General features: G+C 52.1%; 19 protein-coding genes and 1 pseudogene. 10 read left to right on the top strand and 10 right to left on the bottom strand.

The window, feature by feature from the left end:
• Nucleotides 1–8 precede the first annotated feature (8 nt).
• Nucleotides 9–206 carry a YoaH family protein gene (locus ABDW13_RS11520; protein ID WP_343552693.1) on the bottom strand — a complete coding sequence of 66 codons (198 nt, stop codon included), beginning with the start codon at nt 204–206 and terminating at the stop codon, nt 9–11.
• A gap of 110 nt (nt 207–316) precedes the next feature.
• Between ABDW13_RS11520 and pabB the strand changes: the two genes are divergently transcribed.
• From pabB to ABDW13_RS11500, 4 genes are all read left to right on the top strand, one after another.
• Nucleotides 317–1675 (top strand): aminodeoxychorismate synthase component 1, encoded by a 1359-nt coding sequence (gene pabB, locus ABDW13_RS11515; RefSeq protein WP_343552692.1) that lies wholly within the window; start codon nt 317–319, stop codon nt 1673–1675.
• Between the two features lies 1 nt (nt 1676).
• A complete protein-coding gene (locus tag ABDW13_RS11510) occupies nt 1677–2246 on the top strand; it encodes a CoA pyrophosphatase (protein ID WP_343552691.1) in 570 nt (189 codons plus the stop codon).
• Nucleotides 2247–2436: 190 nt separating this feature from the next.
• On the top strand, nt 2437–3801 hold the full coding sequence (locus ABDW13_RS11505) for an L-serine ammonia-lyase (RefSeq protein ID WP_343552690.1): 1365 nt from the start codon (nt 2437–2439) through the stop codon (nt 3799–3801).
• A gap of 221 nt (nt 3802–4022) precedes the next feature.
• Complete coding sequence (locus ABDW13_RS11500) at nt 4023–5585, top strand: EAL domain-containing protein (protein WP_343552689.1); 1563 nt, start codon at nt 4023–4025, stop codon at nt 5583–5585.
• A gap of 75 nt (nt 5586–5660) precedes the next feature.
• Here the strand turns inward: ABDW13_RS11500 and ABDW13_RS11495 are convergent, their stop codons facing one another.
• On the bottom strand, nt 5661–7226 hold the full coding sequence (locus ABDW13_RS11495) for a TerC family protein (RefSeq protein WP_343552688.1): 1566 nt from the start codon (nt 7224–7226) through the stop codon (nt 5661–5663).
• Nucleotides 7227–7735: 509 nt separating this feature from the next.
• Here ABDW13_RS11495 and manX point away from each other — a divergent pair.
• The 4 genes from manX (at nt 7736) to ABDW13_RS11475 (ending at nt 10994) form a co-directional block, all read left to right on the top strand.
• Nucleotides 7736–8719 (top strand): PTS mannose transporter subunit IIAB, encoded by a 984-nt coding sequence (gene manX / locus ABDW13_RS11490; protein WP_343552687.1) that lies wholly within the window; start codon nt 7736–7738, stop codon nt 8717–8719.
• Nucleotides 8720–8777: 58 nt separating this feature from the next.
• Nucleotides 8778–9578, top strand: a complete 801-nt coding sequence (locus ABDW13_RS11485; RefSeq protein ID WP_343552686.1) for a PTS mannose/fructose/sorbose transporter subunit IIC — start codon at nt 8778–8780, stop codon at nt 9576–9578.
• Between the two features lie 14 nt (nt 9579–9592).
• Nucleotides 9593–10438 carry a PTS mannose transporter subunit IID gene (locus tag ABDW13_RS11480; protein WP_097097131.1) on the top strand — a complete coding sequence of 282 codons (846 nt, stop codon included), beginning with the start codon at nt 9593–9595 and terminating at the stop codon, nt 10436–10438.
• Nucleotides 10439–10535: 97 nt separating this feature from the next.
• Entirely contained in the window at nt 10536–10994 is a 459-nt protein-coding gene (locus tag ABDW13_RS11475) for a DUF986 family protein (RefSeq protein ID WP_343552685.1), read from the top strand.
• Here the strand turns inward: ABDW13_RS11475 and rlmA are convergent.
• The 4 genes and pseudogenes from rlmA to ABDW13_RS11455 form a co-directional block, all read right to left on the bottom strand.
• A complete protein-coding gene (rlmA, locus tag ABDW13_RS11470; RefSeq protein ID WP_343552684.1) occupies nt 10991–11797 on the bottom strand; it encodes a 23S rRNA (guanine(745)-N(1))-methyltransferase in 807 nt (268 codons plus the stop codon). The genes ABDW13_RS11475 and rlmA overlap by 4 nt on opposite strands.
• Before the next feature lie 140 nt (nt 11798–11937).
• Entirely contained in the window at nt 11938–12147 is a 210-nt protein-coding gene (gene cspE / locus ABDW13_RS11465; protein WP_008110414.1) for a transcription antiterminator/RNA stability regulator CspE, read from the bottom strand.
• An 86-nt stretch (nt 12148–12233) separates the two neighbouring features.
• Nucleotides 12234–12305: pseudogene (locus ABDW13_RS11460) on the bottom strand (DUF2627 domain-containing protein); the annotation flags it as partial.
• Nucleotides 12306–12988: 683 nt separating this feature from the next.
• The gene (locus tag ABDW13_RS11455) at nt 12989–13264 is read right to left on the bottom strand and encodes a YebO family protein (protein WP_343552683.1); all 276 of its coding nucleotides are present in this window, start codon (nt 13262–13264) and stop codon (nt 12989–12991) included.
• A 219-nt stretch (nt 13265–13483) separates the two neighbouring features.
• Between ABDW13_RS11455 and ABDW13_RS11450 the strand changes: the two genes are divergently transcribed.
• Entirely contained in the window at nt 13484–13720 is a 237-nt protein-coding gene (locus ABDW13_RS11450) for a YobH family protein (RefSeq protein ID WP_343552682.1), read from the top strand.
• Between the two features lie 35 nt (nt 13721–13755).
• Here ABDW13_RS11450 and kdgR read toward each other — a convergent pair whose 3' ends face one another.
• Entirely contained in the window at nt 13756–14547 is a 792-nt protein-coding gene (kdgR, locus tag ABDW13_RS11445; protein ID WP_343552681.1) for a DNA-binding transcriptional regulator KdgR, read from the bottom strand.
• 193 nt (nt 14548–14740) lie between these two features.
• On the opposite strand from kdgR, the gene ABDW13_RS11440 reads away from it, so the two are divergent.
• Nucleotides 14741–16123 (top strand): MFS transporter, encoded by a 1383-nt coding sequence (locus ABDW13_RS11440; protein WP_343552680.1) that lies wholly within the window; start codon nt 14741–14743, stop codon nt 16121–16123.
• A 48-nt stretch (nt 16124–16171) separates the two neighbouring features.
• On the opposite strand, the gene htpX is transcribed toward ABDW13_RS11440, so the two are convergent.
• From htpX to proQ, 3 genes are all read right to left on the bottom strand, one after another.
• Nucleotides 16172–17053: a protease HtpX gene (gene htpX / locus ABDW13_RS11435; protein ID WP_343552679.1), complete on the bottom strand. Its 882-nt coding sequence runs from the start codon at nt 17051–17053 to the stop codon at nt 16172–16174.
• A gap of 219 nt (nt 17054–17272) precedes the next feature.
• A complete protein-coding gene (gene prc, locus ABDW13_RS11430) occupies nt 17273–19312 on the bottom strand; it encodes a carboxy terminal-processing peptidase (RefSeq protein WP_343552678.1) in 2040 nt (679 codons plus the stop codon).
• A gap of 19 nt (nt 19313–19331) precedes the next feature.
• On the bottom strand, nt 19332–20015 hold the full coding sequence (proQ, locus tag ABDW13_RS11425; protein WP_343552677.1) for an RNA chaperone ProQ: 684 nt from the start codon (nt 20013–20015) through the stop codon (nt 19332–19334).
• Between the last annotated feature and the right edge of the window lie 66 nt (nt 20016–20081).

Raw genomic sequence — 20081 nt, 5'->3', positions numbered from 1 at the left:
ATCGGGCGTTATTCGTTGTCGTCTTCTTCATCCTCATCGTCTTCGAACATCGCCCGAACCCGCTCACCTTTATAGGTTTGACGGATTTCCTGCGCCACTTGCGCAATGGCTTGTCCACTCGACATGCCGCCCGCCATCAATTCCTGGATGCGTTCAACCGCTTGTTGCTGCTGTTCATGAGATAACGCTGGAAGACCTGTAAACATAATTCGCTCCTGGTGCAATGGGGACGCATTATTACCACGTGGAACAAACGGGTGCCAGCAACAAAAAAATATGGCAGGCTAGCGACCTGCTTGCTGAAGTGATTTGTCCCATGATGCTAAAACGCCTCGTTCTGAAGTATACGCCTGAAACGCTGTTACACCTTTTCTCTCCGCTAGCCCAACAATCTTGGGCGATGTTGCTGACCTCTGGCCAGGCCGATCACGCCGATAATCGCTTTGACATAATGACGGCCGATCCGCGCGCCACGCTGATCACGCGCGGTGAGAGCACTGAAATTCAATGTGGTGATGAGATCATTTATTCTTCAGCCGATCCGCTTTTGCTGGTGCAACAACAATGCGTAGCGCTTGGCGCTGCGCCCGCTTTCGATCCTGATTTACCGTTTCAGGGCGGCGCGATTGGGCTGTTTGGCTACGATTTAGGCCGCCGCTTTGAGACATTGCCGCAGCACGCCGAGCAAGACCTCAGCACGCCGGATATGGCAGTGGGTATATATGATTGGGCATTGATTGCCGATCATCAGCAGCAAACTTTAACGCTGGTGGCGTTGGATGATGTGGAACAGCGTTGGCAATGGCTGCAAGCGCAAACTGCGCCGCAAACGGACGCTTTTGCCCTGACCAGCGAATGGCAATCGAACATGAGCTTCGAAACCTACGCGCAACGCTTCCATGCAGTGCAGGATTACATCCAGGCCGGTGATTGTTATCAGGTGAATTTGGCGCAACGTTTCGAGGCAAGTTATCGCGGTGATGAGTGGCAAGCCTTTTTGCGACTCAACCAGGCCAATCGCGCGCCGTTCAGCGCTTTTCTACGTTTACCTAACAGCGCAATGCTAAGTTTGTCGCCCGAACGTTTTCTGTCATTGAAGCAGCAAGAGATCGAAACGCGACCAATCAAAGGCACGCTGCCGCGTCTCGACGATGTCGAAGCTGACCTTCTGCAAGCGCAAAAACTGGCAAATTCAGCGAAAGATCGCGCTGAGAATCTGATGATCGTTGATCTGCTGCGCAACGATATTGGTCGTGTCGCCGAGCCCGGTAGTGTGAGCGTTCCGGAACTGTTTGTCGTGGAGCCGTTTCCGGCAGTACATCACCTGGTCAGTACCGTGCGCGCGCGTTTACCTGCAACATTAACAGCTACTGACTTGTTGCGCGCCTGTTTCCCCGGCGGTTCGATTACCGGTGCGCCCAAGATTCGGGCGATGGAAATTATTGAAGAGTTGGAGCCACATCGCCGTAATGCGTGGTGCGGCAGCATCGGTTACCTCAGTTTGTGCGGACGCATGGATACCAGTATCACCATTCGCACGCTGATCGCCGAGAATCAGCACCTGTATTGCGCCGCAGGTGGCGGTTTGGTGGCGGACAGCGATCTCAACGCCGAATATCAGGAAACCTTCCACAAGGTGAACCGCATCTTGCCCTGCCTGCGTGATGAGGCGTGACATGAGTTTGACGCTCGAACAATTCCTTAGCCGCTTTGTGTTGCAGCCGCCGCCAACGGCGAGCAAAAGCGTGATCAGCGGGCGACGCGCAGCGGTGCTGGTGCCGGTGATTGATGGCGCTGAACCGGGCCTATTATTAACACGCCGTTCTTCCCATCTGCGCAAACATGCCGGCCAGGTGGCGTTTCCCGGTGGCATGCAGGATGCCAGCGATGATTCGCTGATTCACACCGCGTTACGTGAAGCGCAGGAAGAGGTCGGCATTCAGCCCAATCAGGTGCAGATTGTCGGCGTGCTGCCGCCGGTCACCAGCAGCACCGGTTTTGCCGTCACGCCTGTAGTCGGCATCATCCCGGAAAATCTCGCTTTGCAGCTTAATCCTGATGAAGTGGAAAGCGCGTTTGCCATGCCACTGGCGGAAGCATTGCGTCTCAGTCGCTATAGCGATCTCACTTTGCGCCGTGGCCATCGCCAACATCAGGTGTGGCTTTCGTGGTATGAGGATTACTTTATTTGGGGCATGACCGCGGGCATCATCCGCGCGCTAGGCCAGCAAATTGCCCTGCCTTAACGCTCCCGTTTCGTTTGCCTCGCCGCGAATATCGATCCACATCACATCCTGAGAAATGGATAACTATTTCTGTGGGTTATAATTAGTTTATTTCATGCGAAAAGCTGCTCATTGTGCAGCATGGGCGATTACTATTAGCCGCATAAACGGCTTGTGCCGTGCAGAATAAGATTTGTGAGGAGTGTCACCGGTGATTAGTGTTTTTGACATGTTTAAAGTGGGCATCGGCCCGTCCAGTTCACATACCGTCGGTCCGATGAAAGCGGGCAAGCAGTTTGTGGATTTGCTGATCGAACAAGGCAAACTGCATGACGTGACGCGCGTGGCGGTCGACGTTTACGGTTCGCTGTCACTCACCGGTAAAGGTCACCATACCGATATCGCAATTATCATGGGCCTGGCCGGATTCGAACCCGCCACCGTCGATATCGATGGCATTCCTGCCTTTATCAAAGACGTAGAGCAGCGCGAACGTTTGCTGTTAGCCAATGGCGCGCATGAAGTCGATTTCCCACGTGAAGGCGGCATGGTGTTCCGCAGTGAAAACCTGTCACTGCATGAAAACGGTATGACGGTGTTCGCCTTCGCCGGTGATTTGCTGATTCTGAGCAAAACCTACTATTCGATTGGCGGTGGTTTTATTGTTGATGAAGAACATTTTGGTCAGCCGGTATTGAACGAAGTATCCGTTCCTTGGCCTTTCCATTCGGCAAAAGAGTTACTGAGTCATTGTCGCGAAAGTGGTTTATCGCTGTCTGGCCTGGTAATGAAGAACGAACTGGCGCTGCACAGCCGCGATGAAATTCACGCTTACTTTGGCAATGTGTGGCAAACCATGCAGGCGTGCATCGATCGCGGTCTCAATACCGAAGGCGTGCTGCCTGGCCCATTACGCGTGCCACGTCGCGCGGCTTCATTGCGCCGCTTGCTGGTTTCATCCAATAAACACTCCAACGATCCGATGGACGTGATTGATTGGGTCAACATGTTTGCGTTGGCCGTAAACGAAGAGAATGCGGCCGGTGGTCGCGTGGTCACCGCGCCGACTAATGGCGCGTGCGGCATCGTTCCCGCGGTGTTGGCTTATTACGATCACTTCATTGAACCGGTTACGCCCGATATTTTCATCCGCTATTTCCTTGCCTCTGGCGCGATTGGTGTGCTGTACAAAATGAATGCTTCCATCTCCGGCGCTGAAGTGGGTTGCCAGGGCGAAGTCGGCGTGGCCTGTTCGATGGCGGCGGCTGGATTGGCGGAATTGCTCGGCGGCAGCCCTGAACAAGTGTGCGTCGCAGCTGAAATCGGCATGGAACACAATCTGGGATTAACCTGCGATCCGGTGGCCGGCCAGGTTCAGGTGCCGTGCATTGAACGCAACGCGATTGCTTCGGTGAAGGCGATTAACTCCGCGCGCATGGCGCTGCGACGCACCAGCGAACCGCGCGTGTCGCTGGATAAGGTGATCGAAACCATGTACGAAACCGGCAAAGATATGAACGCCAAATACCGCGAAACTTCACGTGGTGGTTTAGCGATTAAAGTCCAGTGCGACTAGCCGCTTCGGTGACGATTAAAGCAACAATCGCACATTTTTATGCATAACTGACTACCTCCGTTTAAGTAAACCAGTTACATTAATTTTCGCGCGCGGCCCTCAGGGGCCGCGCTTTTTTTAGTGCCGTTTTTTTTATTCAGCCGCGCTAAACCTGGCCGCCTCAATGCCGATAACCTACTCGTTAATTTGGCTTCAATCTTTGTTTTACAAGGTGGTTACTGATGCTCATTCCCCAGCAATTCGTGGGTCAATTTCGCCGTAAGCGGTTGCTTATTGCGTTGGTGATCGCCTCGCTGGTGCTAATCCTGACGCTGACTTTTCGTTATATCGAAGAGAAGTCGCGTATTGAGCAGCAGTCACTGAATTTTGCGAGTCGCGCCATTGAACGCTTTGACCGCATGTTCTCGCCGCTGGACGTGTCCGCCAATAACACGCTGGGCTTAGTTGGCGTGCCTTGTGCCCAAGTACGTTATCCGTTGATTGAGAAGATCGCCTCGCTGCAAACCGTGCGCACCGTTTTTCTGGTGCAAGACGACAAACTGTATTGCTCCAGCATTTTTGGCCCGCAAAATCTCTCCTTCAGCCAAACCTATCCCGAGCTGGCGATTAACAATCAGCGCATGATGCTGGCGACCGACAGTGATCTATTAAAAGGCTCGCCAGTATTGTTGTTGTGGACGCCCAAGTCGCTGGATAATCACGAAGGTTTGCTGCAAGTCATCAATATTGAATTGATGACTAATTATCTGCTGGAGCCGCAGTTACCGTGGGTAGAACGCGCCATCTTTAATGTTGGCGGTCAAAGCCTGGAATACGGTAATCCGCTGATCGAACCTACCGAACCTTCTGAAGATGAAGTGGCCTACGATCAGGCTTCGTTGCGTTATCCGTTCAGCATCACCGTTTACGGCCCTTCTCCCGCGCGTTTAGCCTTGAACACCTTGCCGTCGCAATTGCCGCTGGCACTGATGCTTAGTTTAATGATCGGCTATATCGTCTGGCTGGCCACCGCCAATCGCATGAGTTTGAGCTGGCAGATTAGCTATGGCATCACCGCCAACGAATTTATGGTGTATTGCCAGCCGCTGATTAACGCCAAAAGTGGCGAATGTGATGGGATGGAGTTGCTGCTGCGTTGGCACAACCAGCGCCAGGGCTGGGTTGCGCCAGACGTCTTTATTCCACTGGCAGAACGTCAAAACCTGATCGCGCCATTAACTCGTTTTGTGCTAGCAAAGGTGGTGGATGAGTTGCCAAATCTGCCACAGTGCCCTTCATTCCATATTGCGATTAACGTCGCCGCCAGCCACTTTCGCGACCGCGCGATTGTCGAAGATTTGCAAAATATTTGGTGGCCAGCTAACCCGATTCCTAAACTGGTGGTCGAACTTACCGAACGCGATGCGTTGCCGGTGATCGACCAATCCGTGGTGTCGCAGTTGCATGAGATTGGCGTGCGTCTGGCGATTGATGATTTCGGTACCGGCCACAGTTCGCTGGCTTACCTGAAAGATCTCAAACCGGACGTGCTGAAAATCGATAAGATTTTTACTGCGGCGATTGGCACTGACGCCATCAACGCCACCGTCACCGATATGGTGATTTCACTGGCACAGCGCCTGAATATTTCGCTGGTGGCGGAAGGTGTCGAAACCGCGGAGCAAGCGCATTATCTGCGTGAACGCGGCGTCGATCATTTACAAGGCTACTTCTACGCGCGTCCAATGCCGATTGAAGACTTCCCGCTGTGGCTGGAGCAACATCAGGCGCAGCTTAGCGCTTAAGCTTTCTCACTGCGCAATACATAAAAAAACGGCCATCCCGCAAGGAATGGCCGTTTTTGTTCAACCCATCAGAGATTACTCTTCGTGTTCTTCGTGGTCGAACGGTTTATCTTTGGTGACGCGTACCAGATCGATACGGTAATCCGTCGCTTCAATCACCTGGAAGTGCAGCGGTGGCAAGTCAATTACTTCACCTGGCAACGGCAACTGCCCTTTCTGCGCAATCAATAAACCCGCTAACGAGGCATGATCTTCATCCGACTTCACCAGATCATGCTGGTCCAACAGTTGTTGCAGCGAATGCAGATCGGTGCCGCCCTTCACTAACCAACCGTCGCCGTCGGCGATGATATCTGGCGTTTCATCTTCGTCCGGGAATTCACCGGCAATCGCTTCCAATACGTCCAGCGGGGTGATCAAACCTTGCACCACGCCAAATTCGTTGGTCACAATGACGAAGCTGCCTTTGGCACGGCGCAGCACGCCCAGCAGATTGATGGGGTCCAGCGTTTCAGGCACTACAATCGGCGGCGTATTGGCAGCAAACGTCGCCACATCCATACCGTGTTCCAGCGCCACCAGCAGCTCTTTAGCACGCACCACGCCAATGATTTCATCCAACTCACCGCGACAGACCGGGAACAAGCTGTGCGGCGTGTCCAGCAACTGAATGCGGATTTCATCCAGTGGACGCGTGACATCAACCCAAGAGATGTTGCCGCGCGGCGTCATGATGCTGCGGATTGAACGCTGCGATAACGTCAACACGCCGTTAATCATGTAACGCTCTTCGTCCTTAAATGCTTCCTGCGGCATCGCTTCAGCCAAGGCAGTTTCTTCCGTAGTCGCCGCTTGCTTGCGCTGACGACCGCCCATCAGGCGCAAAATGGCTTCTGCGGTACGCTCGCGCATCGGGCGATGTTCCTGATGCTTGATAAAGTTACGGCGCGCAATCTGGTTAAACAGTTCGATGATGATCGAGAAACCAATCGCCGCGTACAGGTAACCTTTCGGAATGTGGAAACCAAAGCCTTCGGCCACCAGCGACAAACCAATCATCAGCAAGAAGCTCAGGCACAGCACCACCACGGTCGGATGCGCGTTAACAAAACGCGTCAACGGTTTCGAGGCCAGCAACATCACGCCCATGGCAATCACCACCGCGGTCATCATCACCGGCAAATGGTTCACCATGCCGACAGCAGTAATCACCGCATCAAGCGAGAACACCGCGTCCAGCACCACAATCTGAATCACCACCGCCCAGAAACTGGCGTAACCTTTATTGCCCTGATGTTCCAGCCCACGGTTCTCCAGCCGTTCATGCAGTTCCATGGTTCCCTTAAATAACAGGAACAAACCACCGAACAGCAGAATTAAATCTCGTCCAGAAAAGCTGAAATCGCCTACGCTGAATAGGGGTCGCGTCAGTGTGACGATCCACGAAATCAGCGACAGCAAGCCAAGGCGCATGATCAACGCCAGCGACAGGCCGATCAAACGCGCTTTATCGCGCTGCTTCGGCGGCAATTTATCGGCGAGAATGGCGATAAATACCAGGTTATCAATGCCGAGAACAATCTCCAACACGATCAGCGTTAGTAAACCCGCCCAAATTGAGGGGTCGAAGAGAAACTCCATCAAAGACTCCTTACCAGAACAGTGGGCACGCGAAATGACATCTGCGCTTGAGGGCGAGATGAGTATTCGTTAGCAGGGAATATAACGCTGAAGAGCGTTGAAGCATGCGCAGAGAAGCGCAAAGAACATGTTGAGCGACGTCGGTGACGGTCCATAAAGGTGAGCTGAAGCCCGGTACTCCTAAGTAATAAACAGATGGCTAATGTATCAGTTACATCAACAACGTCAAAAAAATTTATTACATTTACAAATATCTACACAAACGGATGAATAACGCGCAAAAGCGTACATTCGCGCCGTTACGCTCTGAATAGCTGACAAACATCACATAAATTATTTTTTCGATCACTAAAATAAATCGCGACCTTATCGCTGTGCAGCAGATAGTTTCGTTTTATTTATTGATGCATTTCTTCATCTCAGAACGAACGAACCACCTAAAACACTAACGGTAATTTTCATTGATTCCCGGCGATGCCGAGAATCTCCCACGCGAACGGAGGTAGCAAGTGACCATTGCTATTGTAATTGGTACACATGGCTGGGCGGCAGAACAGTTGCTTAAAACAGCAGAAATGCTGTTGGGTGAGCAAGAAAATGTCGGATGGATTGATTTCGTTCCCGGCGAAAATGCAGAAACGCTAATCGAAAAGTATCAAGCGCGACTGGCCGATCTCGACACGTCAAAGGGCGTGTTGTTCCTGGTCGACACTTGGGGTGGCAGTCCATTTAATGCGGCGAGCCGCATTGTGGTGGACAAGCAAGGCTACGATGTCATCGCCGGCGTCAACATTCCGATGCTGGTCGAAACCCTGATGGGACGTGATGACGATCCTTCGTTGGAAGAGTTGATTCATATCGCGGTGGAAGCCGGTCGCGAAGGCGTTAAAGCCCTCAAAACCGAAACTCCTGCACCTGCACCTGCACCTGCCGCTGCGGCTGCTCCCGTTGCTGCGGCAAAAGCCCCTGCCCAACCGCAAAAACCGATGGGACCGGGCGATCACATGAAAATTGGCCTCGCGCGTATTGATGACCGCTTGATTCACGGACAAGTGGCCACGCGCTGGACCAAAGAAACCAATGTCACCCGCATTATTGTCGTCTCTGATGAAGTGGCGAACGATCATGTGCGTAAAACGCTGCTGACGCAGGTTGCGCCTCCGGGTGTCACCGCGCACGTGGTGGACGTCGATAAGATGGTGCGCGTGTGGAACAACCCGAAATATGGCCAGGATAAGGTGATGCTGTTGTTCACCAATCCCACCGATGTGGTGCGGATTGTTGAGCAAGGCGTGGATATCAAATCCGTAAATATCGGCGGCATGGCATTCCGCCAGGGCAAAACGCAAGTCAACAACGCGGTATCCGTGGATGAGAAAGATATCGCCGCGTTCCGCAAACTGAACGAACGCGGTATCGAACTGGAAGTGCGTAAAGTGTCCAGCGATCAGCGACTGAAAATGATGGACCTGATCGCCAAGGTCAATCCGTAGTTCGCCCTTTGCCTGCATCCGTGGGCGAATTTTAGAGACCTTGCAGAGGAGAAATGCAATGGAGATAACCACGCTACAAATCATTTTGATATTTATTGTGGCTTGTATTGCCGGGATGGGATCGATCCTTGATGAGTTTCAATTCCACCGTCCGTTGGTGGCTTGTACCTTAATTGGTGCGGTCCTTGGCGACATGAAAACCGGTATCATCATCGGCGGTACGCTGGAGATGATTGCACTGGGCTGGATGAACATTGGTGCGGCAGTTGCACCGGATGCGGCGCTGGCTTCGATTATCTCAACCATTCTGGTTATTGCCGGTGGTCAAAGCGTTGGTGCTGGTATTGCACTGGCGATTCCACTGGCTGCAGCAGGACAGGTTCTGACCATCATCGTGCGTACCATCACCGTGGCCTTCCAACACGCCGCCGATAAGGCCGCCGAGAAAGGCAACCTGAGCGCGATTAGCTGGATCCACGTTTCGGCGTTGGTCTTGCAGGCGATGCGTATCGCTATCCCGGCGTTGATCGTGGCGATTTCGGTCGGTACCAGCATCGTGCAGGAACTGCTGAGCTCGATTCCAGAAGTGGTCACCAACGGTCTGAACATCGCGGGTGGCATGATCGTGGTGGTCGGTTACGCGATGGTCATCAACATGATGCGCGCAGGCTACCTGATGCCGTTCTTCTACCTTGGCTTCGTTACTGCAGCCTTCACCAACTTCAACCTGGTCGCGCTGGGCGTGATTGGCGTGGTGATGGCGGTGCTGTATATCCAGTTGGCACCGAAATATAACCGCGTTGCAGGTGCTGCAACTGCTGGTCCTGCTAACAATGACCTCGATAACGAACTCGACTAGGAACAGGTGAAATCATGGTTGATACAACTAACACTCCAAAGAAACTCACCCCTGGCGACGTCCGCGGTGTGTTCCTGCGCTCTAACCTGTTTCAGGGTTCGTGGAACTTTGAACGTATGCAGGCGCTGGGTTTTTGCTACTCAATGGTGCCGGTGATTCGTCGCCTGTATCCAGAAAACAACGACGATCGTAAGCAGGCAATCAAACGCCATCTGGAGTTCTTCAATACCCATCCTTATGTGGCCGCGCCAGTATTGGGCGTAACCATGGCGATGGAAGAACAACGTGCTAATGGCGCAGCGATTGACGATGCAGCAATCAACGGTATCAAAGTCGGTCTGATGGGCCCGCTGGCTGGTGTCGGTGACCCGATCTTCTGGGGTACGGTTCGTCCGGTATTTGCCGCGCTCGGCGCCGGTATCGCGATGAGCGGCAGCTTGCTGGGTCCCCTGCTGTTCTTCATTCTGTTTAACGTGGTGCGTATGCTGACGCGTTATTACGGTGTGGCGTACGGCTACCGTAAAGGTGTCGATATCGTTAGCGATATGGGCGGCGGTTTCCTGCAGAAACTGACGGAGGGCGCGTCGATTCTCGGCCTGTTTGTCATGGGGGCGCTGGTCAACAAGTGGACGCATGTGAATGTGCCGCTGGTGGTATCACGCATTACCGACCAGACCGGCAAAACCACGGTAACTACAGTACAATCGATCCTCGATCAGTTGATGCCAGGTCTGATTCCGCTGTTGCTGACCTTTGGTTGTATGTGGCTGCTGCGTCGCAAAGTTAACGCCTTGTGGATTATCGTTGGCTTCTTCGCCATCGGGATCTTCGGTTACTGGATCGGCTTGCTCGGTCTGTAATCATCACCGCCGGGAGCCTGTCTCCCGGCTATTTTATTTTGAGCGGCATGACCTGAGCGCCAACGTTGAGGTCATTTCGGTTGAGGAACAACACCCAATGTCACTGACTGACGCCCTGATTGCCCTGCTGATTGCGGGCTTTGTGCTTTTCGCCATCTATGATGAAGCGATCCTGCCACGCCGCAATGGCCCGACTAAACTGCGTGTCGCTTTACGTCGCCGCCATAAAATCGATAGCGCGATTTTCGTGGTGCTGCTGCTGATTCTGCTGTGGAACAACATCGACAATCACGGCACGCAGCTCACCACCAACTTACTGTTGGTGCTGTGCTTTATGGCGATATGGATTTTCTGGATCCGCAGCCCGAAGCTGCTGATGAAAGAGAGCGGTTTGTTTTATGGCAGTGTGTGGATCGATTATCGCCGTATTCAGAGCATGAACTTGTCGGAAGACGGCATTCTGGTGATGCAACTTGAACAACGTCGCTTGCTGATTGCGGTTAAACAACTCGACGATCTGGAACGTATTTATAACACGCTGGTAGAAGCGCGTTAGTCGCGCTGCCACAAGGTTAAGGTGAAATCGGCATCGCAGCTAAACTCGCTCGATGCCGCCAGGTTTTGCCATACCTCTTCACGCGCGCGCCAGGCAAATGGCGTCATCTGAAGTAAGCTCACCGCAGCCGCGCCGCTCAATGTCATGCTGTAATGCAGGTTTTGCTGGTCGATCTGCTTAAACCCGCTATACACCTTCTCTTCCGCCGCATGCAGCTGCACCTCGCGATAGATTAGTGCTTTAAACTGCTGCAAATGATGGGCGGCGGGCGTGACCGTCAATAAGAAACCGCCCGGCTTAATGACCCGGCTCAGCTCTTTTTCATTACAAGGCGCGTAGATGCGCACCACCGCATCCAATGACGCATCAGCAAACGGTAAACGCTGGCTGGAAGCGACATAGAATTTCACCGCGTGATAGCGTTTCGCTGCCATGCGAATCGCGGCTTTCGCTACATCCAGGCCAAACAGTTGCGCTTGCGGCAATGCCGCTGCCATCGCTGCAGTGTAATAGCCTTCTCCGCAACCGATATCCAGCACCTGCGCAGGTTGTGCGGCTAATTTCTCTGCGAGGATCTGCGCCACGCTGTCGCGCAGCGGCTGATAATGCCCAGCGTCGAGAAAGGCGCGACGCGCTTGCAGCATCTCTGCGCTGTCGCCCGGTTCTTTTGAGCCTTTATGCTGCACCGGCAGCAAATTGACGTACCCTTCTTTCGCCTGATCAAACTGATGCCCCGCATCACAATGGAAACTGTTGGCCTGCGGCAATAAAGGCTGATGGCAAAGTGGGCAAATCAAAGACATAGATAACTCCGGGTTAGCGATTCGCGGCGCAGTTTACCCTGATCATCCGGCAACAGAAAGTGCAAAGAAAAAGCCCTGCTCGATGAACAGGGCTTTAAGATTCGTTTCAGTGGTGCATGGCACCGAGCCTGAGGGCGAAATCAGATTGGGGTAACGTTGACCGCAGCTGGACCTTTCTGGCCGTCCTGAATTTCGAACTCAACGCTTTGGCCTTCGGCCAGAGTTTTAAAACCATTGCCCTGGATTGCAGAGAAGTGTACGAACACATCTTTGCTACCATCAGCAGGAGTAATAAAACCAAAACCTTTAGACTCGTTGAACCACTTAACCTGACCTTTAATCTTTGCCATTTCGCAAATTTCCTTTCGATGTTTATATTGCCCGGAGGCAGACTTACAGATAAACCAGAGACATTACTGAATGAGGCACTAATTTAAGGTTCGGCAAGGAAGCGGTATTCAACGTCAACGTCTTTACTCGTAACTTCTTTACTGAAGATGCCATACATAAACAGAACTGTACCTCGTTTGACCCACGATTTGTTATCACATATCCGCAAATTAATGGCAAGCCATTTTTAAACGCTGATCGACGTGACGCACATAATTAGCTAATTGACCGTGCCGTTGCTGTTTCAGCATATTGACAGCATCAACCTAAACTGCGCACAAACGCTTATTCATCAGTACAGTTAGCGCCAAACAGCGGGTTCGTCAAGCGCAGCGGCGTCGGGTAATTCTGTACAATTAAAGTGGATAACGCTACGCCAAAAATATTGCACTAATATGGCATCACTAAAATATTCCACTAAAAAGTTAGCCAGTTACCCAACAACTGCGCCTGTACAGATATTGTACAAATAGTTTTCTGCGGTATAAGTTATTAATTGTTTTGCACCAAAATCAGGAAAGGACAATTATATTCGCCCCATATAAAAGCATTATCAATTGCTGGCATTTATCTCAATTTTAACTATCTACTCAACAATTAAATGTTAAAAAGAACATCTCAAGGCTTGATTTAACAAACGCGCACCAGGATTAATCTTAGATGATATTCATTTGAAACGTTTCGCTGCTATTAACTCAGATGATAGTGACTAACCGATGGCAACCTATTGCGGATACTGCGCACCATTTCAGTGCGCAGTTGATAACGAAGAACCATCGCGATAAACGTTTTGCTGTGTACTTAGCGCTCGGGGATCATCCGGATAAAATCGCGTTTCCCTTCTGTTTCTTCCTCTGCTGCGGGTTTTGCGCTGACAGGTTGTGCATCAACTAATCGACGTAATAGCACATTCTGTTTCTTCTGCTCTTCTACTAATGCTTCCAATAAACGGATCTGTTCACTGGCGCGTACGCTAGCCCGGTTAACGAAGAACCAGGCAATAAAGGCCACAATAATGATGATGGCCAGGACGCCATAACCAAACAGCGGACTGGTGTTTGCGGCTAACTCGTTCATAACTGCCTCTGTAGTCAAAAAACAAACCTCTACTCCGCCGCCGATTCTACTCGTTGCTGGCACAAAAGATAATGGGTGGCGGCTAAAAGCAGATTATCCCGCAAAGATTCTCTCTTTCAGTTATCTCTGATCGATCCGCTGGCGAAAGCGCGGCATGCTGATAAAGTAGAGCCGGCAGCAACTTCGGAACAGCTGCGTTTTGTATCACAAGGAGAAAATATGAAATTACTCGTTAGAACGATTATGGTGCTGGCACTGATTTGGCTAGCAATGCTATTGACTGGTTATGGCGTGCTGACTGGCAGCAACAAGAATGCGGCTGGTTTAGGGTTGCAATGTAGCTACCTCACCGCGCGCGGCATGATTACAGCACAGTATCTGCACACAGACAGCGGCATCGTCGGCGTAACGGATTGTCCGTTGCTGAAGAAGAGTGGCGAAGTGGTCGATAACTGATCATCAGGCGGGCTGGTAACAGCCCGCTCTTTCACTCAGAAAGGATAGTCGTGGTAGCCCATCTGTTCGGACAGATTGCGCGACGCATGATGCAACATCGCGACATATTCGTTTTTCGCTTCTTCAGAAAAACGGATGGTTGGGAATGAGATACTTAACCCGGCAATCACCACACCAAAGCGATCAAAAACCGGCACCGCGATGCAGCGTAAGCCCTCTTCCTGCTCCTCATTATCTTCGCCAAAACCTTGCGCCTTCACCTGATCCAACACCTCAAGCAACGCTTCCACCGTGACAATGGTCTTGGCCGTGCTGCGCCTGAACTCTACTTCGCGCAGAATATCTTGTACTTCCGCACGTTCGCGCCATGCCAGCAGCACTTTACCGATTGCCGTAGTGTGCAGCGGGTTGCGTCGTCCGATACGTGAATACATGCGCAGGTTATACAGTGAGTCAATTTTGTGGATGTAGACGATGCTGTCTTCTTCCAATGCGCCCAAATGGATAGTTTCTTTGGTGAGACGTGACAGTTCGCGCATCTCGATATCGGCACTGCGAATCAAATCCACGTTCTGCAACGCTTTTGCGCCCAGCTCGAACAGTTTGAGCGTCAGTGAATATTTCTCACTTTCCCCTTCCTGCGCCACATAACCCAAGGTTTTCATGGTCTGCAGAAAGCGGTAAACGGTGCTTTTTGACATCAGCACTCGTTGTGATAACTCAGTAATACCGTGATCGCGCTCTTCGCCTAACGCTTGCAAAATGCCAAACACTTTCATCACCGATGAAACCGAGTCGGGTTGCTTATCGTTATCCTTACTCGCCATGGCGCGTATCCTTTTTTGACAGTGTTTCAAAAAAAATGGAACAGAATCGGCAGTATAGGCGTTTTACCACAACGGCGGCAATGTCTTGCATGGCATGACACATTCGCACGTAATTTTATGTCAATGAATGCGGTGCTTTTCGCCAGCGAATTGATTAGCATGATGATATTCACTTCCTTCACTTATTCTACTTATGCCCGCAACTGCTCCTCAGGATGGATTACCCGTTCCACAACGTTATGGCGCGATTTTAACTATCGCGCTCGGCATCATGATGGCGGTGCTGGATGGCGCGATTGCCAACGTGGCGTTACCCACTATCGCCCGTGAACTCAATGCCAGCCCGGCTGAATCAATCTGGATTGTTAACGCCTATCAGATTGCCATCGTCATCTCACTTCTTTCCCTGTCATTTCTGGGCGATATGCTCGGTTATCGTCGCGTCTATCAAGTGGGTCTCGGTCTGTTTATCGCCACGTCGCTATTCTGCGCGCTCTCCTCATCGCTCAATATGCTGACCTTCGCGCGCGTGCTGCAAGGCTTTGGCGGCGCAGCGCTGATGAGCGTAAACACCGCGCTGATACGTATCATCTATCCGCAACGCTTTTTGGGGCGCGGCATGGCGATTAACTCACTGATCGTCGCGGTTTCCAGTGCGGCGGGACCAACCGTTGCCGCGGCAATCTTGTCGATCGCCAGTTGGAAGTGGTTGTTCCTGATTAACGTGCCACTGGGCATTGTGGCGCTGTGGCTGGCGTTACGTTTCCTGCCAGACAACACGCAAAAAGCTAAGCAGCAGAAATTTGATGTGCCCAGCGCCATCATGAATGCGCTGTTTTTTGGTTTGCTAATTTCGGCGTTAAGCGGATTTTCACAAGGACAAAATGGCTGGCTGATTACTGGCGAGTTGGTTGCATTACTGCTGGTTGGCGTGGTGTTTGTGCGCCGGCAATTGGCGATGCCGGTGCCACTGTTGCCGGTAGATTTGCTACGTATCCCGATCTTTTCACTATCAATCGGCACTTCAATCTGTTCATTCTGCGCGCAAATGCTGGCGATGGTGGCATTGCCATTTTTCCTGCAAAACGTGCTTGGGCGTGATGAAGTTGCCACCGGTTTGCTATTAACGCCGTGGCCGTTGGCGACGATGGTGATGGCGCCGATTGCCGGACGACTGATTGAGAAATTCCACGCCGGATTATTAGGCGGCCTGGGATTGGCGATGTTTGCTGCGGGGCTGTTTTTGCTGGCCTTGTTGCCAAGCCAACCAACCGATGCCGACATTATCTGGCGCATGATGCTGTGCGGTGCCGGTTTCGGCTTGTTCCAGTCACCCAATAATCACACCATCATCACCGCCGCACCACGCAATCGCAGCGGCGGTGCCAGCGGCATGTTGGGCACCGCGCGTCTGGTTGGACAAAGCAGCGGTGCGGCGCTGGTCGCGTTGATGTTTAACTTGTTTAACGACAGCGGCACGCACGCATCGCTGCTGCTGGCTGGCAGTTTTGCCAGCGTTGCCGCCATCGTCAGTATGGCGCGTATGACGCAGTCACGAGAAATCGCTGAATCGTAGAAACAGCAAGGGCGCCAATCGGCGCCCTTTTCATTTCAAACACGACAACTATTTGATGTATTCACCGCTGCGCAGCGCTTCGATACGTTTATCCAGCGGCGGATGCGACATGAATAACTCGCTCAACGATTTGTTTTTACCGTTGATGCAGAACGCCATCATGCTGCTAGGCTCCTGCGGTTCGTAGCTGGTTTTCAGACGTTGCAAGGCAGCAATCATCTTCTCGCGGCCAACTAGTTTCGCAGAACCCGCATCGGCGTGGAATTCACGGTGACGTGAGAACCACATGGTGATCAAGCTGGCGAGGAAGCCGAACAACAGCTCCAGCACCATCGACACCGCAAAATAGACCATCGGATTGCCGTTGCTGCTCTCGTCGCCATCACGGTTGCCGGACAAGAAGCCCGAAGCAATCTGCGCCAGAATACGCGAAATAAAGATAACAAAGGTGTTCACCACGCCTTGAATCAGCGTCATGGTGATCATATCACCGTTAGCGATGTGCGCGATTTCGTGCGCCAGCACCGCTTCCGCTTCATCGCGGCTCATGTTTTGCAATAAACCGGTCGACACCGCAACCAGCGACGCATCACGACGTGCACCCGTCGCAAAGGCGTTAATGTCTGGCGCGTGGTAAATCGCCACCTGCGGCATGGCAATGCCGGCCTGCTGAGCCTGGCGGCCAACGGTTTCCATCAGCCAGCGTTCCGTTTCGTTACGGGGTTGTTCAATCACTTCACCGCCAACGGATCGCAACGCCATCCATTTGGACATCAGCAGTGAAACAAACGCACCGCCAAAGCCAAACAGACCTGCCATAATCATCAGACCTTGAACACTGCTTGACTGAATTCCTGTCAGACTCAGAATCAGTCCGAATACCAACATCACCGCTAGGTTGGTGAGCAGGAAAAGAGCAATACGCATCATAAAAGTTAATCTTCCTCAGTTGTTCTCGCGCTTATGCGCGGATATCTATCCTAGGGTCATTGCTGCGCTTTTCAAGCAACCTTAATCTTTAAGTGCCTAAAAAGACATAACTTTACATTAGAGCTTGAAGCCGGCTATTTGCCGCATTAACGCATCTGAACAATGATTTTAGCCTAAAAAAAAGCACCGCCTAAGCGGTGCTGTTTCATAAGCCAAGGGTTATTTCGCCGCTTCGGCAGCAGGTTGGTTTTTCTCCAACTGCGCCATGTCGTTAGCGATTTTCACCGTTTCATCCAGATACGGATCAGGCTCTTTGTAGTCTTTCGGCAGATCGTCCAGGCTCTTCAGCGGCGCTTTGCCTTCGGCTTGATAACGCGCGTTGATTCGCTCAAGACGCAGTGCATCATCTTCATGATTCTCTTTCTCACGTTGCGCAAGATTAAGCGACACGATATTGCGTTTGTCTTTCATCGCGTCGAAGCGCGCAATATCTTTCATGATGTACTGGAATTCACGATCTTTCGCGATACGGTCGGCATGCTCTTTAGTCAGCTGCGGCACCATCGGCGCGATATCACCGGTTTTGGTGTAGCTTGCCGCATTTACACTGTCCCACGGCAATGCATTGTCCTCGAATTTCTCGCCAGTTTCTGCCGCTTCCACGCCGGTTGGCATCAGCAGATCAGGCGTTACACCTTTACGCTGCGTACTGCCGCCGTTGATACGGTAGAACTTCTGAATGGTGTATTGCACTGAACCCAGCGCAGGCCATTCTGGACGCAGCATCTGATCGTAGATGCGATTCAGAGAACGGTACTGCTGCACCGTGCCTTTACCGAAGGTCGGCTCACCGACAATCAGCGCACGACCATAATCCTGCATCGCCGCCGCGAAGATTTCAGACGCTGAAGCACTGAAACGATCGACTAACACCACCAGCGGACCTTTGTAGTAAACAATGCCATCGTTATCGCTGTCTTGACGCACGCGACCATTGTTATCACGTACCTGCACCACTGGACCGCTTGGGATAAACAGACCAGACAGTGAAACCGCTTCGGTCAAAGCGCCGCCACCGTTAGTACGCAGATCGATCACAATGCTGTCGACGTTTTGCTTTTGCAGTTTCTGCAACTGCACTTTGACATCGTCAGTTAGGCCAACGTAGAAGCCAGGAATATCCAGTACGCCGACTTTCTCTTTGCCGACGTTATGCACGGTGCCTTTTACCGCACGATCTTCCAGACGGATCTTCTCGCGCGTTAAGGTGACGGTGCGGGTTTTGGTGCCCTTGCCAGCTGGCAGGATTTCCAGGCGCACTTTGCTGCCTTTCGGTCCTTTGATTTTCGACACCACATCATCCAAACGCCAGCCGATCACATCTTCCATCGGCTTGCCTGGCTGACCGACACCAACAATGCGATCGCCGACGCTGATCATTTTGCTCTTGCCCGCCGGACCACCTGCGACCATTGAGTTGATCACCGTGTAGTCGTCGTCCATTTGCAGCACGGCGCCGATACCTTCCAGCGACAGGCTCATTTCGGTGTTGAATTGTTCGGTGTTGCGCGGTGAAAGATAGTTAGTGTGCGGATCGATTTCGTGCGCGAACGCGGTCATCGCCAGCTGGAACACATCTTCACTGTTGCTTTGCGCTAAACGACGGATAGCAAAGTTGTAACGCTTGGTCAGCGTTTCACGAATCTCTTTGTCATCTTTACCGGCCAGTTTCAGGCTCAGTTCGTCATATTTAACTTTGGCATCCCACAGCGCATTGAGCTCATCAACGCTCTTCGGCCATGGCGATTTTGCCCGGTCAATGTCAATGGTGTCATTGCCGGTGAAATTCATTGGGCGGTTCAGCACGCTCAGCGCGTATTGATAGCGCTCAAAGCGGCGTTTCTGCGCCAGATTGTAGAGATCGTAAAATACATCCAATTTACCGCTGCGGAATTCGTCACCAACGGTGGTTTTCTTGTCGGCATATTGCGCGACATCAGAAGCCAACAGCACGTTGTGGCTGTAATCGAGCAGATTCAGGTAGCGATCAAAAATTTTCGCTGAAAAGTCCTGATTCAAATCGAATTGGCGGTAATGAGAGCGGGTAAAACGCGAGGTGACGCGTTCACTAACGGTAGGATGCTGCGGGTCTTCGTGTAACTGGGGAATCTGATCAGCGCGGGTAATGTTGTCTGCGCTAAAGGTGGGACCTGCTAATAGCAGGCCCGCGATCATACTGATCTTTAAAATATTGTTCATGCCAGGGTCAGCCTCCGTTTCAGAACTGCAAATGTTCTGCGCGCACAATCATTGCCATGCCGGAAGCGAGCTGAACCCGAACGCCATCTTTAGTAATTTCAAGAATGGTAGCGTCCATTGCACCTTTACCTGCGGTCACTTTAATGTTCTGGCCGGGTTGCAACGTTGAGGTGTCAGTAACAGGTTTAGCTCGCGGCGGTTGCGGTGCAGTACGCTCAGCAGCGGCGGCACGCGGTGCCTGCTGTGGACGTGGCTTACGCGGCGCATCGCCGTTCGCAGCAGGTTTACGCGGAGCAGGCTTGCGTGGACGACGTTCAGCGGTCTCTTCACCGGCTTCGCGCTTCTTCGCTTTTTGCTGATCACGCTGCGCCTGAACGCGAGCTTTAGCTTCTTCCAGTTGCTTGCGCGCATGTTCTACGTGTTGCTCATCCAGCACGCCACAGGCGTTGCCGTCGAGATCAACACGGATGGCACCCGCTTTGATGCCATAAAGATAACGCCAGCTAGAGGTATATAGACGTAAGGCAGAACGCAGTTGCGTCTTGCTCAGGCTTAATTCGCCTTGAACACGCTCGACCAGATCTTGAAAAATGCCGATTTTGAGCGGACGCGCCTCGCCTTCGGCGCTAAAGCATTGCGGAAAACGCTCCGCCAGAAAGGCGATGACTTCTTTACTGCTATTCAACTTAGGTTGATTTTCCATGAAATTTCCTGATTACAACGGATTTGCCGACCAGAGCAGGCATGAACAGGCGACATTATAATGACA

This window comes from Pantoea sp., from assembly GCF_039594315.1.
GTDB lineage: Bacteria > Pseudomonadota > Gammaproteobacteria > Enterobacterales > Enterobacteriaceae > Pantoea.
Note: the sequence above shows the minus strand (reverse complement) of the source record. Positions and strands in the feature narration are given on the sequence as shown.